Source organism: Marinomonas sp. CT5, assembly GCF_018336975.1.
Taxonomy (GTDB): Bacteria; Pseudomonadota; Gammaproteobacteria; order Pseudomonadales; family Marinomonadaceae; genus Marinomonas.
On the sequence record NZ_CP025572.1, the window covers coordinates 4,098,432 to 4,114,315 of the forward strand.

Consider the following 15,884-nt stretch of genomic DNA (forward strand, 5'->3'; position numbering starts at 1 on the left):
GATTTCTAGGGAGATTGTAATGGGTTCACCCACAGAATTAACCGCTTGGAAGAAGTTAACAGAGCACAAACAAACCATCGCATCTGTTAGCATCAAGTCCTTGTTTGACGCAGACCCAAACCGTGCCGAGAAATACACGACACAAGCCGCTGGCTGGACATTAGATTACGCAAAAAACCGAGCCAATGACGAAACGCTTTCACTGCTTACTGACCTAGCAAAAGAAGCCGGTCTTGAAAGCGCAATCAAAGGCATGTTCAGTGGCGACCACATTAACAACACGGAAGATCGTTCTGTGTTGCACATTGCTCTTCGTGCTAGCCAAGCACAAGAAACCTTAATGGTGGATGGCGTGAACGTCTTGGCCGAAGTACGTGCCACACTGAAGCAAATGGAAGCGTTTGTTGCGCAACTTCATAGCGGCGAATGGAAAGGCTACACAGGCAAACGCATTACTGATGTCATCTCAATCGGTATCGGTGGCTCTTACCTCGGGCCTAAAGTCGTTGCTGAAGCGCTCACTCCTTACAAAAAAGACGATATCAAGGTTCATTTTGTCGCGAACATCGATGGCTCAGACATCACTGGCAAATTAAAACAAGTGAACCCAGAAACCACCGTTTTTGTGATTTCCTCAAAGACATTCGGCACGCTAGAAACCTTATCGAATGCTAACGCCGCGCGAGACTGGTTCCTAAACAATGGTGGCACACAAAGTGATATCAGCAAACACTTTGCAGCCGTTAGCTCCAATGTCAAAAAAGCTGTCGAGTTCGGCATGGCGGAAGAAAACATTTTCCCAATGTGGGATTGGGTTGGCGGACGCTACTCACTGTGGTCTGCAATTGGTTTGCCCGTTGCGATTGCCGTTGGCATGGACAACTTCTACGCCCTGCTAGACGGTGCTCACCAAATGGACGAGCATTTCCGCACAGCGCCATTTGAAGAAAACTTACCGGTTATCATGGGCGCTCTTGGCGTGTGGTACATCAACTTCCACAACGCTCAAACACACGCTTTGATTCCTTACGACCATTACTTACGTGCTATGCCTGCTCACATCCAGCAGCTGGATATGGAAAGTAACGGTAAAGCCAACCTATTGAATGGCGATGGTGTAGAAACCGATACCGGCCCTATCATTTGGGGTGGCGCGGGCACGAACGGCCAACACGCTTATCACCAACTACTGCATCAAGGTACACGCCTTGTACCTGTGGACTTTATCGCTCCATTGGCATCTCACAACCCAATTGGCGAACACCACACACAATTGTTTGCTAACTGCTTAAGCCAGTCGCAAGCCTTAATGGTTGGTAAAACACTAGAACAAGCGAAACAAGAACTTCGTGATGCAGGCGCTAGTACAGATCAAGTGGAAGCGATTGCTCCTCACAAAGTGATCAAAGGCAATCGCCCAAGTAACACCCTACTGACCGATAAAATGACACCAGCCACCGTTGGTGCCTTGATCGCCCTCTACGAGCACCGTACTTTTGTACAAGGCACGATTTGGGGCATCAACTCATTCGACCAATGGGGCGTGGAACTCGGCAAAGTACTGGGCACCGACATCTACAACCGCCTTGTGAGCGACAGCGACAACAGCACCTTAGATGCTTCAACCCAAGCACTGATCAAAGCGTTCAAGAAAGCTCAATCTTAACCATTTAGCTTCTTGTATTGTACAGCGCTACTAAAAACACCAGCCTCGGCTGGTGTTTTTGTTTTTGCCCCTTCCCTATCTAAAGAGCCTATTATTGTAAGTCGCGGCCTCAGCCCGATCATCTACCCGACACAAACTTTTGTGCATGACACCAAGCCAAGCGGCGTTTCTCTCTCGAAACTATCGCCTACCTCATCGAAACGCCGCTTGGCTTTCTAAATAGATATCTAGCGTAAATAGAAAAAGCGTTTTAGTATCGATACATAAAAACCCATATGACAAATATTAAAAGCCATGCATATTACCAAAAATGAGCAATTATGAAATTAAGTGAATTTGGTTACCATTATTTGGATACTTTTTTGAATGAAAATCATATATCAATCTTAGCTGATAGCTATCTTGGACATATGATGTCAGAAAACAATGGAAAAGGAGTTTTAGCTGATAATTATTCGAATTTACTTAACATTTCTGTTGCTGCTGAGACATTGATTAATCGCGGCAAACACATACCATGGCTAAAAAATAACCTCGAAGAGCTATCAAGATTACCTTACTTGAAAAACACTATTCATCTGAATTCAAAAGTTGCTGCCGAAGTAATAGCAGGCGGACTTCTCTCAGAGGTTTTCAATGAATTAGAACCTTTACCTGAAGCTAAAAAATCTAAAACACCTGATTTTAAACTCTTTAATTCTGGTTATGCGGAAGTATATTGTCCTCAAACTTCAGAGCAAAATATAACTGCTGTGAGGGAACAACAAGAATCCCAAAAAGGTAGAGATGTTGTTATTGCCTTCTCTCGGCCGCTAACTGGACAAACTCAAGGAGCTAAAAGCTACCCAGCAAATAAAATAATTGATCGTATAATAAATCATAAACGTGAAAATGATCAGAGTAAGCCTGAATCTACAAACCTACTGTGGTTAGATTTAACTCATGGGTTTAATGTAGGTTGTGATGATACACAGCCACTAAAAACAATCCTACATGCAGGTACTGCTTATACTGGTAATTTTGGTATTTGGCATGCATTCTATGGAAAACTAAATGTGAGTACATTTTCTCCAGAGAGAACGATACTTAAATACTCTGACTTTAACTCTGGTTTCTACAAGCAGCAGAAAGAAGGTTTATTTAGGCTACGCAGTCAGTTACATGGTGCAATCTTGCTGACCAAAGACGGCATTATTTTTTTTGAAAACCCATGGACATCCACACCACTTGAAGAAAGTATTAAGAAAAAAATATCTCAACTTCATAGGTTTCGCGCAAATTTCTCATGGTTTCAACATGGGTCACAACAGCTTTGTCATTCAACAATTGATAACGAGCTTGCTAAAATTAATTGGCTTTACCAGAATAAAACTAGCAAATAATTAAACTACAACCACTCTTTTCCTGGGAAAAATCTGTAAATATCAAAGCCTCAATCCATATATCTCATTCCTGCCACCACCCACCAAGCGATACATGCATTTTTCTCAACAAAGTCTCCGAGATCATCGAATTACGATGACTTTAGAGCTTCTGATGATGCCAATGTATTTTTATCAATGTTAAGCGAATTACGCGATTTATTCGACTTTACATATGAAAACTCTTGAGCAGAATAAATTCAACATTCAGTTCAACCCTTTTTCCTCAGCATCAAGGTAGATACAACTCTCCTCTTTTCAGTGCTATTCTTTTACTCAATCGAGGAGGATATACAATGACTCAAATAAACAGAAACATCGTTGAAGATGCGTTATCACTCTCAACGAGCGAACGGGTAGAGCTTGTCGAAAAGCTTCTTGAAAGCTTAGACGCACCGAATGCTGAGCTAAACGCTATTTGGGCACGAGAGGCAGATGCTCGCATTGAAGCGTATGAAAAAAAACAGCTAACCTCCAAGCCCTTGTCTGAAGTGTTAAGTAAATATAAATGAACGTAGAATTTTTTAGACATCGCCGAAAGGGAACTCGATGATGCCTTCAAATACTATGATGGTATTTATAAAGGCCTAGGGTTGAGATTCATTGCTGAACTAGAGTCGCCGATAGAACGAATTAAATTACACCCAGCTGCTTGGCAAAAAGCCAGCTCAGTCACGCATAAGTGCTTACTTAACCGATTCCCATATTCAATTATTTATCAAATTAAAGGCGACTTGTTACTGGTCGTGGCTATTGCCTCTAGCCACCAAAGACCTAACTACTGGGCTAATCGAACGAGTAGCTAGAACGATAAACATGACAAAAACAAAAACTTAATAGTGATATCGTAGCTGCGCTATCAAGATGAAATCGTCTTGATATTTATAAACAATTCGGTGTTCATCATTGATGCGACGAGACCAATAACCAGCAAGGCCATGCCTTAAAGGTTCAGGTTTACCAATCCATTCATAATGGCTCAAGCTGAATATCCTTTATCAGCAAGTTGATACGCTTTCAGCTCAAGCAATGAATTAATCGATATTGAACTGAATATATTGCCCCGGTGTTACTCCCATCACACGACGAAACATGGCAATAAAGGCGCTGACATTTTCATAGCCCAAGGTGAACGCAATATTGGTGACGGGGATGTTGTCGGCCAACATTTCGATAGCGCTCAACACCCTTGCTCGCTGCCGCCATTCAGAAAAACCCAGCCCTGTTTGCTCGTTAAAACGTCGTGCTAGGGTTCTCGAAGACAAACCTATCGTTCTCGCCCATTCCTCTAAACTTCGATTATCAGCAAGGTTCGATAGTAGCCCATCAGTCATCTTTTTAAGAGATGGTAATTCAGGCTGCACCAAACCAAACAAAGTTTCTGGCAAGTTCACGATTTCATCAAACAGTACTTCGGATAAACGGTTTTTCACGGCTTGAGACGTATCGTCTGACCAACTGGCTGCTCGATGCACAAGTTCTTTTAGTAGTGGTGTTGTTTGAAAAGTTTTTGGGGAGCCATTAAGTAACTGGCTTCTTTTTGGGTCAAGGTAAACACTCCAACCTTTAAAATGGCCATGGGATTTCGCGCCATGCAATGTATTTGGTGGAACCCACACAGTATGGGTGGCGGGAACAACCCACCAACCGAATTCGGTTTGCACTGACAAAAGTCCTTCTAAACTACCAACCAACTGGCCAAATGCATGTTGATGCAACTCTGTTTCTCTTATCTGATTTTCAACTAATTCCACCGACAAAATTAAGTCAGCATCAGATTGATCAATAATATCCACAAGCAGTAAAGATGTTTTCACTTTGGCAATTTCTCAGTATTAGTTGTCTCAATTAATGGAGTATAGCCAAAATCCCCGCACTATACTGAGCACTCATTTATTAGTTTAAGAGGCCTACTCATGACATCCATTATCAAACCCGAAGACATTTTGCCCGAAGATGTTAACCAAGCAAATCTTGACGGCATTCACATTCGCAAAGGAACAGTAGCCGCATTTTTACAAAATGCTAAACTCTGGCAAGATCCCAATACCACAGAGGAAGAAAAAGCAAAACTCTTCGAGGCGATTAAAGAGACACTTCCTGCTCTGCAAGTATTAGGCATGTTTGAGGTGTTTCAGTTTCAAAATAAGGTTCTAAGAACTTTAAGTGAAGAGTGTTAATCAGCCTAAAAGGTAAGAGCCGTTAAATCACTGACCTTAACGGCTCAACGAACACTGGCCCAACAACTGAATCAAATATTGAGTACCCATGAAAATCAAAGTAATAAAAATAGCAACAAAGGATGGTGGCTTTTATTTTTGGATTGATGGCGACCAAGGGTTTAATTCGTCGGAATTACTCGAAATATTAAAGCCACTAGATATTGTCGACTGCCTAAGAGTTCATCAATCATTCGGCCCCGCTGAATATACGGATGATATTCATACCAAAGCAGGTATTTTTCGTCTTCGTGAAGAGTTTGATGAATTTGCTGGTGCAACCTTACATTCTGAAAATAAAGCCTTAATGAATAAAATTTTAGCATTTATGCTTAAATCAGGACGGTACAATATCCAGCAGGAACAAAGTTTAAATCCCCTATAATGCTTCCAATGTTTGAAGCCATCTATGGCAAAGAAAATCCATCATGGATGAAGCAATTGAAGAAGACTATCTCTACTGGGAAAAGATTGCGCTTGAATGTACGGAGAAGATTGATGATGATTATCACGATATATTCGAGAATATAAATGGCTTTAAGTTTGGTGGCTAACCTACATTGATTCAATCCGGAATATCTTGGTCGCCATAAAATGAGCATGACACTTATCCTGAATACATTTTTCAAATTGATACCACAGAAAAAGGGAACTGGATGTGGGACGATAATGGTGTAGGGTATTTGGTAAAAGAACCGCACAAGATAAAGAACAGAAATGGACTTTATCTTGGCAATATTATTAATGAGACGTTCAAGTTTTCCTAATCATAAAAATAACTAGGGTTTAACTAGACAACCGCCTTAACCAACCAATCCTTCATCTCTTCTAAGTCTGCCTTATGATCCGGATAACGGCTAATTAGCGAGTCGACACACGCAGCAATGGCGTCTGGACGATAACTGACACCAATCAAGCTTGTCGCGAGTTGTGCAATGGGGTCAGGAAACAAGCTATCGGTGAAAGTCTGCGCTGCGGTAATTTTCGCGTTTTGCAGATCAAGATGAACCTCAACGCCCCCCCATTTAAAACGCTCATCGAGTGTGTAAGTAAATTGTGGGGATTTACCAAAGTTCCAATCCCAACTTTGCTGCTGTTCAAATTTTTCAACAAAACCAGGCAAATCAGGCAAGGCATCTGGAGAGATTTCTTCGATAACGGGCACTTCGCCAAAGTATTCACAAAATGACTCTATAATGGCATCACACACTAGTTGATGATCAATAGTCGGATACAAGTTATTCAAATTAGTCACCCGAGACCGAACAGACGTGATGCCCTTCGATTGCAGCTTTTTGGGGTCGGGATTGAGATAATTGGCTAGACGATTCAAATCTGCATGCAACAATAAAGTGCCATGATGAAAACCGCGTTCTTTAGTTTCTTTGTAGGCTGAACCAGAGAATTTGCGCATTTCATCCCCTTCCCCCACAACAAAGTCATTGCGGCCATTCGCGTAACCTTCAATACCTAATTTTTTCAAACCATTTAACACAATCTTAGTAGATACTTCTTTATTGTATTCGGGTTTGCCAGCCATAAAGGTGAAGTTAGTATTTCCTAAATCATGAAAGACAGCACCACCTCCACTTTGACGACGAGCAAGATGAATTTTATCTTGCTCCATCCTACTGATATTGCATTCCTTCCAAGGGTTCTGAAAGCGACCAATAACCACAGTATCAGCGTTTCTCCATAGAAATAATACACGCTGATCGGCTGGCATAGAGCGGAAAATACAATCTTCCACAGCAAGGTTAAAGTGAGGATTATTAGAATGGGACAGTAAAATTCGGCTCGCCATAACAGTATCTCTTTAAAGTACATTAAATGTACTTCATGTTAATAATATACATTCTTACTTACAATGATTTACTCTATTGAATTACCTCAACGAAAATAAAAAAGCGTAATCCATAGGATTGCGCTTTTTATCATTAAGACAGGCTAATATGGGGTCGCTTATATTAGGCGCAATCCGTACATCCACCGTTTTATTATTGCAAGTACTTAAGTAATTGTTGCGATAGGAAAAGCTCTTCTTGGATACGCATTTTGGCACTTCCAGCATCTTGCCAATAAATACCTGCTCCGGTTTCATTGGCAATTTTCTTCACCTCATCCGAGCGAAGGGCTTTTTTAGCAATCTCAGTAATACGCTGCTTCACTTCATCTGGAGTGCCCGCACGAACAAACAGACCATTCCAAATAGATATCGGAATACCTGCAGCTTCATCCATTGTTTGACTATTAGGCGACAAACTAATTCGAGAGGAAGTGAAGCTGGCAAGAATTTTAATATCACCAGATTGCAAACAATCCATCACCAGCTGTGTAGTCGTGTTGATCACATCAACCTGACCACTTTCTAAAATTGAACAATCTGTTGCATCAAACCCGGAGTCTGAAGAAAACTTAATACCAAGACGATCGGCGGCTTGAAAAGTCATGGCTGTTGGTAAAGCTTGACGACCGAAATGCCCTAAAGTCACGCTGTTAGACTGCGAATACGTCGCAAGTTCCTTCAACGTATTGTAAGGCGCTTTCGAACTCACAGCGATAACAAAAGGGTAATCTAAAAAGATACCTAAAGGCTCAAATCCATTTTCATCCCATGGAACACTCTTTGTCAGCACGTTCATTGTGACCAAATCATTTACAAAAGATCCAATCACCGAACCATCAGCAGGTGCGTTCCATACTTCTACTCCCCCAACGATACCACTATTCCCCGCGATGTTTTTTACTGTCGCAGAATGACCAGTCTCTTTCGTCATTTCCTCTGCAATAATTTTAGTTAATACATCTTCCAAATCCCCCGGAGGAAAAGGTACAACAAATGTCACTGGTGCTTGAGGATATTCAGCCTTAGCCACCTGAGGCAACACGATTAGGGCGGCTAATAAACTACACCCAATTATGCTTGTTAATTTATTCACGTTTTTCTCCTTAAAAAAATGCGCTAAATGAGTCAAAGGTCAAAAATTCAAATCTAAATTAAGAATCTTTAATTGAACCTAATAGACAAAAAGCCATATCGCAAACAAATCCCTGCAGCCTTAACCATTCATTACTTTTCAAAACAAAAGGCAGCCTTCCACCATTTTTTTATTACAGAACAAGCCAACTAATTACAGATAAAAAACTACGAACTGGAGAAAACAATGTCTCTTTATCCATAACCAAAATATGAGAATTTTCTTACGCAAAGAATAGTTTTTCATAATATCAATCCGTCGATTCGACCACGTCTAATGCATGCTCTATTTGTTATTATTGTTATATTTTAAGAGAATAAAATTCCTCTTTTTAAAACCATTAGCCTTTCATTAACTAATAGTTACAGTAATTGATAATAAGTTTAACAAAACACGTAAAGTCAAAATAACTTTTTCAAGCTCTAGAAGAGCAAATCGAGTACGCCATATATTTCGAGCATAAAAAAAGCCACGATGCTTTCACATCGTGGCTTTTTAGAAAAAGGTCTAATACATTAAATGTATTCTACTTTCTCAACTTCGTATGTAGCTTCACCGCTCGGGATTTTAACGACAACTTCGTCGCCTTCTTCTTTCCCTATAATAGCTTTTGCAATAGGCGAAGCATAAGAAATTTTTTTCTCTTTTACCTCTGCCTCATCGTCACCCACAATCTTATAAGTGACTGTATCTTCAGTATCAACATTAAACAAAGTTACTGTCGTTCCAAAAATCACCTTACCGGATGCTGGCAAAGCTTTCACATCAATCACTTGCGAGTCAGCCAATTTACCTTCGATCTCTTTGATACGACCTTCAGTAAATCCTTGCTCTTCACGAGCAGCATGATACTCAGCATTTTCTTTTAAGTCGCCATGCTCACGCGCCGTTGCGATATCCGCAATCACGCGAGGACGGACGACAGTCTTCAAGTGACTCAACTCTTCTCTAAGACGAGCTTCACCTTCTACTGTCATTGGTACTTTTTTCATTATTTCCCCAAGTGCAAATCTTGCAGTCTTCTAACTTTCGTTTCACCTGTTAGGCTAATCGCCATACTCGTCGCTTCAGCACCAGCCAATGTTGTAGTGTAACAAACCTTGCGCTGTAATGCTGTACGACGAATAACAGAAGAATCGGCAATCGCTTGCGTACCAGATGTCGTATTGATGATGTAATCAATTTCGCCATTCTTCATCATATCAACAATATGTGGACGACCTTCATTCACCTTGTTCACTTTACGAACATCAACACCACGCTCTGTTAAATACTTCGCTGTGCCTTCCGTACCCACAAGATCAAAGCCCAGCTCCGCCAGACGGCGAGCAACGTCAACCGCACCCTCTTTATCCATGTCACGGACACTGATAAATGCACAGCCAGATGTTGGCAATTCCGTACCACCACCAAGAACCGCTTTACCGAATGCTTCTGCGAAGGTATCACCTACGCCCATTACTTCACCTGTGGATTTCATTTCAGGCCCAAGAATCGGATCGACACCCTGGAACTTATTGAATGGGAAAACCGCTTCTTTCACACTGTAGTAAGAAGGGATAATCTCTTTCGTGAAACCAAGTTCTTCAAGCGTTTTACCTGCCATTACCAAAGCGGCAACTTGCGCCAAAGAACGACCAATACACTTAGAAACGAAAGGCACAGTACGTGATGCACGAGGGTTCACCTCGATCACATAAATTTCGCCATCCTGAACCGCAAGCTGAGTGTTCATCAAACCGACAACGCCAAGTTCTAGCGCCATGTTTTTGATCATCTCACGAATGTCGTCCTGCACTTCTTTTGATAAAGAGTATGGTGGCAATGAACATGCAGAGTCACCAGAGTGAACACCCGCTTGTTCGATGTGCTGCATGATGCCGCCGATTACCACTTGATGACCATCACTGATACAGTCGATATCAATCTCAATCGCCGCATTCAAGAAGTGATCAAGCAATACTGGGCTGTCGTTAGACACTTTCACAGCACTTGTCATGTAACGCATCAATTCTTTCTCGTTGTACACGATTTCCATCGCACGGCCACCTAATACATAAGATGGACGAACAACAAGCGGATAACCGATGTCAGCCGCTTTCGCTGCGGCTTGCTCAATACTGCGAACCGTTGCATTGTGTGGCTGTTTGTAACCCAAACGCTGAATCATGCTCTGGAAGCGCTCACGGTCTTCTGCACGGTCAATAGACTCAGGCGTTGTACCAATGATTGGTACGCCTTCGTTTTGTAGTGCACGAGCAATTTTCAGTGGTGTTTGACCACCAAACTGCACGATCACACCTTTTGGCTTCTCTTTGCGAACGATCTCTAGAACGTCTTCAAGGGTTACTGGCTCGAAGTACAAACGATCAGAAGTGTCGTAGTCAGTCGATACCGTTTCAGGGTTACAGTTAACCATGATGGTTTCGTAACCGTCTTCACGTAGACCTAGCGCGGCATGAACACAACAGTAGTCGAATTCGATACCTTGACCGATACGGTTTGGACCACCACCAAGGATGATCACTTTCTCACGATCTGTTGGTGCGGCTTCACATTCTTCTTCGTATGTTGAATACATGTATGCCGTGTTAGTCGCAAATTCAGCCGCACAAGTATCCACACGTTTGTAGACTGGATGCACATTCATCAAATAACGACGTTCGCGCAACGATTTTTCTGTCACATTCAACAGGTTAGCAAGACGCGCATCAGAGAAACCTTTGCGTTTCAGGCGACGAATCACGTCATACGTCATGTCGACCAGACCTTTGTCTGCCAACGCTAACTCTTCTTTGATCAAATCTTCGATTTGCACCAAGAACCAGTGATCAACACCCGTTGCTGCGTATACTTCATCAACCGTCATACCAGAACGGAACGCATCACCAATGTACCAAATGCGATCAGCACCTGGGGATTGAAGTTCGTAAGCCAGTTTTTCTTTGCTGTTCTCTTCAGAGAAATCTAACTGAGGGTTAAAGCCATCAGAACCTGTTTCTAGGCCACGCAATGCTTTTTGCAAAGACTCTTGGAAAGTACGACCAATCGCCATGACTTCACCCACAGATTTCATCTGGGTCGTTAGACGATCGTTAGCCGTAGGGAACTTCTCGAAAGTGAAGCGAGGAATTTTAGTCACAACATAGTCGATTGCCGGCTCGAAACTCGCTGGCGTTTGACCACCAGTAATATCGTTTTGCAACTCATCTAGCGTGTAACCGATGGCCAATTTCGCCGCGATTTTTGCAATAGGGAAGCCCGTTGCTTTCGATGCTAAAGCAGAAGAACGAGATACACGAGGGTTCATCTCGATCACCACAAGACGGCCAGTTTTAGGGTCCATACCAAACTGTACGTTGGAACCACCAGTCTCTACACCGATCTCACGCAATACCGCTAAAGAAGCGTTACGCATGATTTGATATTCTTTGTCAGTCAGAGTTTGCGCAGGCGCAACAGTAATGGAGTCACCAGTGTGAACACCCATTGCGTCGAAGTTTTCAATCGCACAAACAATGATACAGTTGTCTTTTTTGTCGCGGACAACTTCCATCTCGTACTCTTTCCAACCGATCAAAGATTCATCGATTAGCAATTCGTTGGTTGGCGACAAGTCCAAACCACGAGTACAGATTTCGTCAAACTCTTCCATGTTGTAGGCGATACCACCACCGGTGCCGCCCATGGTGAAAGAAGGACGAATGATACAAGGGAAGCCGACTTCACTTTGTACTTTCAGAGCTTCTTCCATATTGTGTGCAATGCCTGCACGAGGACACTCAAGACCAATCGCTTTCATCGCCTCGTCGAAACGATGACGGTCTTCCGCTTTATCAATTGCGTCAGCGGTCGCACCGATCATTTCCACATTGTATTTTTCCAATACACCATGGCGCTCAAGATCCAACGCACAGTTCAATGCGGTTTGACCACCCATAGTAGGCAGAACCGCATCTGGACGTTCTTTCTCGATGATTTTCTTAACCGTTTTCCATTCAATTGGCTCGATGTAAGTCGCATCGGCCATAACAGGATCTGTCATGATGGTGGCTGGGTTGGAGTTCACTAGAATAACGCGAAAACCTTCTTCACGAAGCGCTTTACACGCTTGCGCACCAGAATAGTCAAACTCACAAGCCTGACCGATAACAATAGGGCCTGCACCTAAAATTAAGACGCTTTTTATGTCAGTACGTTTTGGCATAATATTTCGCTCCGCTCCTACTTTTAGGCTTTAGTGGCTTTGATGTTTTCAATGAACTGATCGAACAAAGGCGCCACATCATGTGGACCTGGGCTCGCTTCAGGGTGACCTTGGAAGCTGAATGCACTCTTATCAGTACGAGCGATGCCTTGCAAAGAGCCATCGAACAAAGATTTGTGAGTCATCACAAGGTTAGCTGGCAAAGTATCTTCATCCACCGCAAAACCGTGGTTTTGGCTGGTGATCATTACTGTGCCTTTTTCAATTGCTTGTACCGGATGGTTTGCACCGTGGTGACCAAACTTCATTTTTTTCGTTTTCGCGCCAGAAGCCAAAGCCAAAAGCTGATGACCAAGACAGATACCAAACACTGGAATCTCGGTTTCTAGAATTTCTTTAATGGCTTGAATTGCGTAATCACATGGCTCTGGGTCACCAGGTCCATTAGATAGGAACACACCATCTGGATTCAGCGCCAATACGTCACTTGCAGGCGTTTTTGCAGGTACAACAGTCAAACGGCAACCACGCTCGACCAACATACGTAAAATATTACGTTTCACACCATAGTCATAAGCAACCACATGGAAATCAGAAGATTCTGGCGTCGTATGACCTTTCACAAGGTCCCAAGTAGACTCCGTCCACTCATAAGCCTTTTCGACAGTCACTTCTTTCGCTAAATCCATGCCTTTCAAGCCAGGAAACGCTTTCGCTGCGGCAACAGCCGCCGCTTCATCCAGATTCTCACCTGCCATGATGCAACCCGCTTGCGCGCCTTTTTCGCGAAGAATACGCGTCAATTTACGTGTATCAATGTCGGCAATACCAACAACACCTTTGCGTTTCAAGTAAGAATCTAGAGATTCTTCTGAGCGCCAGCTGCTAGCCACCAAAGGAAGATCGCGAATGATCAAGCCTTCACACCAAACATTATTAGATTCTTCATCTTCAGAGTTAACGCCTGTATTCCCGATGTGGGGATAGGTCAGAGTGACCATTTGTCGAGCATAGGAAGGATCAGTAAGAATTTCTTGATAACCAGTCATCGAGGTATTGAACACTACCTCGGCTGTTGAGGAGCCATCTGCTCCGATCGACACCCCTTTAAAAATCGTGCCGTCTTCCAGAGCCAGAATCGCTGATGTTGCCAAAGGAACCTCCCATTTAGAGACTATCAGGTTGCAAAAAAGCGAGATAAACCGGCGGCCCATCTCGCTTTTAAGAAATTGCGTTTTTGCCGTTCATTCATTGATCGATAGCCAATGAATCTCGCGTTCAAAAAATCTGCCTAATTCTACTCTTATACGCCTTTAGCGTCCACCGAATTGCCGCGAAAACAAGCAAAAATACTGGATTTACATGCAATTTTTCTTGACTTATTAGTCAGGAATATAATTAACACTTTATCCCATCAACACAACAAACCATCTGCCACATTCTGCGCGGCCTCATAGCCTTTTAAATTTCCTAAAACGGTCAAAGCAAACACCATGGCCGTAGCTGGGCCTTTACTGGTTAAAATATTGCCATCCATTACCACAGGCTCATTGGCGATAAACTCCGCTCCCGTCAAACCATCTTCAAAGCCTGGATAACAAGTTGCTTGCTTGTCTACCACAAAACCATGGGTACCAAACACCACCGCGGGAGACGCACAAATAGCCGCTAATAACGCATCTTGGATATCATGCTTCTCCAGCATATCAACCAACAATTCACAATCACGCAAATGTTCCGCACCTGGCATACCACCAGGAAGTACAATGGCTTCAAATTGTTGATCCGCCACATCAACCAACAAGGCATCGGCTTCAAATTTAGAGCCATGGGCAAACTCAACTTGTTTAGCATCATGCACACTCGCTACAGTGACATCCAAACCGCCACGTCGTAACACATCAATAATAGTAATCGCTTCAATGTCTTCACTACCATTAGCAACAGTCACTAATACCTTGCTCATAATTTGGTCTCCTTTAAATAAGTTAGATCTCATTTCTGTCAGATTCACTTTTTAGAGAATACTTAACGTAAACAGACACGCGGCTTCAAAACCCTGCTCTGTTTGATAATAGTTTTTACGACAACCGACCTGCGTAAACCCTAAGGATTCATACAAGGCAATCGCCCCAACATTAGATTCTCGTACTTCCAGCAATAACTCATTCACACCTTGCTGCTTTGAAGCATTCAACCAAGCTATCATCAACTGTCTGGCTAGCCCCTGTCTACGCACAGAAGAATCAATCACAATTAATTCTAATTCGGATTGATCAAGCACCACCGATGCCGTTAACCAACCCACTATGGATTTTTGCGTGGCATCACCCAATTCAACGACCCAATTTTGACGTGTCTGTAAGGCTTCTTCGAGCAAACCTTCACCCCATGGATAAGGGTTAGATAAAGCATCAAGTTGAATAAGAAAAAGTAAATCTGACTCATTAGCCAGACGAATAGAAAGAGAAGGAATCATATAAACGAGAGCCTCATATAAAGGCAGAAGGATTAACGAAAAAAGCTCGACTGCATCACCTGCCACGCCTCTTTGCGCAGTTCTGGAATGCGATATAACTCAGACAAACTTACGATACAGGCCGTAGGATATTGTTTCATTGGACTGTCTATTGGTAAATCCGCCACCAGTTGAGTAATTTGAGCCCCAGCCAACACCAACATCGGCGTGTCTACAAACTCTTTTACCAAGCGCCCCACATAGCTTTCTAGTGCACCAAACAACCAGTCTGTACGGTTTAAAAAATACGGATTGCGCAATGGTCCTGGCCATGAAAACGCACTACTTTGCCACTCATCAATAGGGTGTTTTAAAAGCGCCTGTCCCATTTTTAAAGCCAATCGCTCAATCTCTTCCGCTTGAGAAAACGCCTGTGGTACATCACTTAGAATCAACAACTTATTAGATAATGAGTAAGCGTGGATATTCAATCGCGTAATTTGAGTATTGAGTGCAGGATCAGGCTCAACCACAATATCAACAGCCAACTCTTCAATAGGCTGTAAATCTTCGACAATAATTTCGGGGCCTGCATTTAACTGTTCACGAAGGTTATGAACCAAGGGATCTTTTTCTTCTGGCGATAATTTAGGTGCCGGAACCGCTGCAGGTTCTGCAGATCGAAAACCAGTCGAATAAGAATCGAACGAATCAGCAGGAACACTTTGCTGCGCAACCGCATCAATTGGCCAAGGTTGAGGCGGCATAAAAACCGTACCAGAAACCGTATCCGTAGATGATAACCAAGACACTACCCCCATTTGCGCTAAGCAATGTGTCTGAAAAGCCTGTTGAGGTGGTAATTCGCGGGACATAATAACCTTTCGTGACAGTATAAAACTGGGTATTTGCTCGCATTCAATCATTTGAATACT

16 protein-coding genes and 1 pseudogene are annotated in these 15,884 nt (G+C 42.8%); 7 read left to right on the plus strand and 10 right to left on the minus strand.

Annotated elements, in window-relative coordinates; all coding sequences use genetic code 11:
• The first annotated feature begins 19 nt into the window (after positions 1–19).
• From pgi to C0J08_RS19540, 4 genes are all read left to right on the plus strand, one after another.
• On the plus strand, positions 20–1,666 hold the full coding sequence (gene pgi, locus C0J08_RS19525) for a glucose-6-phosphate isomerase (protein WP_212653563.1): 1,647 nt from the start codon (positions 20–22) through the stop codon (positions 1,664–1,666).
• 320 nt (positions 1,667–1,986) lie between these two features.
• Positions 1,987–3,048 (plus strand): hypothetical protein, encoded by a 1,062-nt coding sequence (locus tag C0J08_RS19530; protein ID WP_212653564.1) that lies wholly within the window; start codon positions 1,987–1,989, stop codon positions 3,046–3,048.
• Between the two features lie 335 nt (positions 3,049–3,383).
• A complete protein-coding gene (locus tag C0J08_RS19535; protein ID WP_212653565.1) occupies positions 3,384–3,599 on the plus strand; it encodes an addiction module protein in 216 nt (71 codons plus the stop codon).
• A 63-nt stretch (positions 3,600–3,662) separates the two neighbouring features.
• On the plus strand, positions 3,663–3,893 hold the full coding sequence (locus tag C0J08_RS19540; protein ID WP_349304793.1) for a type II toxin-antitoxin system RelE/ParE family toxin: 231 nt from the start codon (positions 3,663–3,665) through the stop codon (positions 3,891–3,893).
• A 27-nt stretch (positions 3,894–3,920) separates the two neighbouring features.
• Here the strand turns inward: C0J08_RS19540 and C0J08_RS19545 are convergent.
• Both C0J08_RS19545 and C0J08_RS19550 read right to left on the minus strand, forming a co-directional pair.
• Positions 3,921–4,101 (minus strand): annotated as a pseudogene (locus tag C0J08_RS19545) (Txe/YoeB family addiction module toxin); the annotation flags it as partial.
• A gap of 20 nt (positions 4,102–4,121) precedes the next feature.
• Positions 4,122–4,904 carry an AraC family transcriptional regulator gene (locus tag C0J08_RS19550; RefSeq protein ID WP_249344389.1) on the minus strand — a complete coding sequence of 261 codons (783 nt, stop codon included), beginning with the start codon at positions 4,902–4,904 and terminating at the stop codon, positions 4,122–4,124.
• 99 nt (positions 4,905–5,003) lie between these two features.
• Between C0J08_RS19550 and C0J08_RS19555 the strand changes: the two genes are divergently transcribed.
• The 3 genes from C0J08_RS19555 (at position 5,004) to C0J08_RS22775 (ending at position 5,860) form a co-directional block, all read left to right on the plus strand.
• A complete protein-coding gene (locus C0J08_RS19555; protein ID WP_249344391.1) occupies positions 5,004–5,267 on the plus strand; it encodes a DUF7709 family protein in 264 nt (87 codons plus the stop codon).
• An 88-nt stretch (positions 5,268–5,355) separates the two neighbouring features.
• On the plus strand, positions 5,356–5,691 hold the full coding sequence (locus C0J08_RS19560; protein ID WP_212653566.1) for a hypothetical protein: 336 nt from the start codon (positions 5,356–5,358) through the stop codon (positions 5,689–5,691).
• Between the two features lie 43 nt (positions 5,692–5,734).
• The gene (locus C0J08_RS22775; RefSeq protein ID WP_283247123.1) at positions 5,735–5,860 is read left to right on the plus strand and encodes a hypothetical protein; all 126 of its coding nucleotides are present in this window, start codon (positions 5,735–5,737) and stop codon (positions 5,858–5,860) included.
• 236 nt (positions 5,861–6,096) lie between these two features.
• Here C0J08_RS22775 and lplA read toward each other — a convergent pair whose 3' ends face one another.
• From lplA to C0J08_RS19600, 8 genes are all read right to left on the minus strand, one after another.
• A complete protein-coding gene (lplA, locus tag C0J08_RS19565) occupies positions 6,097–7,110 on the minus strand; it encodes a lipoate--protein ligase (protein WP_212653567.1) in 1,014 nt (337 codons plus the stop codon).
• Positions 7,111–7,303: 193 nt separating this feature from the next.
• The gene (locus C0J08_RS19570; RefSeq protein ID WP_212653568.1) at positions 7,304–8,245 is read right to left on the minus strand and encodes a tripartite tricarboxylate transporter substrate binding protein; all 942 of its coding nucleotides are present in this window, start codon (positions 8,243–8,245) and stop codon (positions 7,304–7,306) included.
• A gap of 554 nt (positions 8,246–8,799) precedes the next feature.
• Entirely contained in the window at positions 8,800–9,276 is a 477-nt protein-coding gene (gene greA, locus C0J08_RS19575) for a transcription elongation factor GreA (RefSeq protein ID WP_212653569.1), read from the minus strand.
• Positions 9,276–12,491 carry a carbamoyl-phosphate synthase large subunit gene (carB, locus tag C0J08_RS19580; protein ID WP_212653570.1) on the minus strand — a complete coding sequence of 1,072 codons (3,216 nt, stop codon included), beginning with the start codon at positions 12,489–12,491 and terminating at the stop codon, positions 9,276–9,278. Before carB ends, greA begins: the two co-directional genes overlap by 1 nt.
• 23 nt (positions 12,492–12,514) lie before the next feature.
• Complete coding sequence (gene carA / locus C0J08_RS19585; RefSeq protein WP_212653571.1) at positions 12,515–13,645, minus strand: glutamine-hydrolyzing carbamoyl-phosphate synthase small subunit; 1,131 nt, start codon at positions 13,643–13,645, stop codon at positions 12,515–12,517.
• Between the two features lie 260 nt (positions 13,646–13,905).
• Complete coding sequence (locus tag C0J08_RS19590) at positions 13,906–14,457, minus strand: DJ-1 family glyoxalase III (RefSeq protein WP_212653572.1); 552 nt, start codon at positions 14,455–14,457, stop codon at positions 13,906–13,908.
• A 51-nt stretch (positions 14,458–14,508) separates the two neighbouring features.
• Positions 14,509–14,970, minus strand: a complete 462-nt coding sequence (gene rimI, locus C0J08_RS19595; protein WP_212653573.1) for a ribosomal protein S18-alanine N-acetyltransferase — start codon at positions 14,968–14,970, stop codon at positions 14,509–14,511.
• Positions 14,971–15,002: 32 nt separating this feature from the next.
• Positions 15,003–15,824, minus strand: coding sequence for a hypothetical protein (locus C0J08_RS19600; RefSeq protein WP_212653574.1), 822 nt, complete (start codon positions 15,822–15,824; stop codon positions 15,003–15,005).
• Positions 15,825–15,884 lie beyond the last annotated feature (60 nt).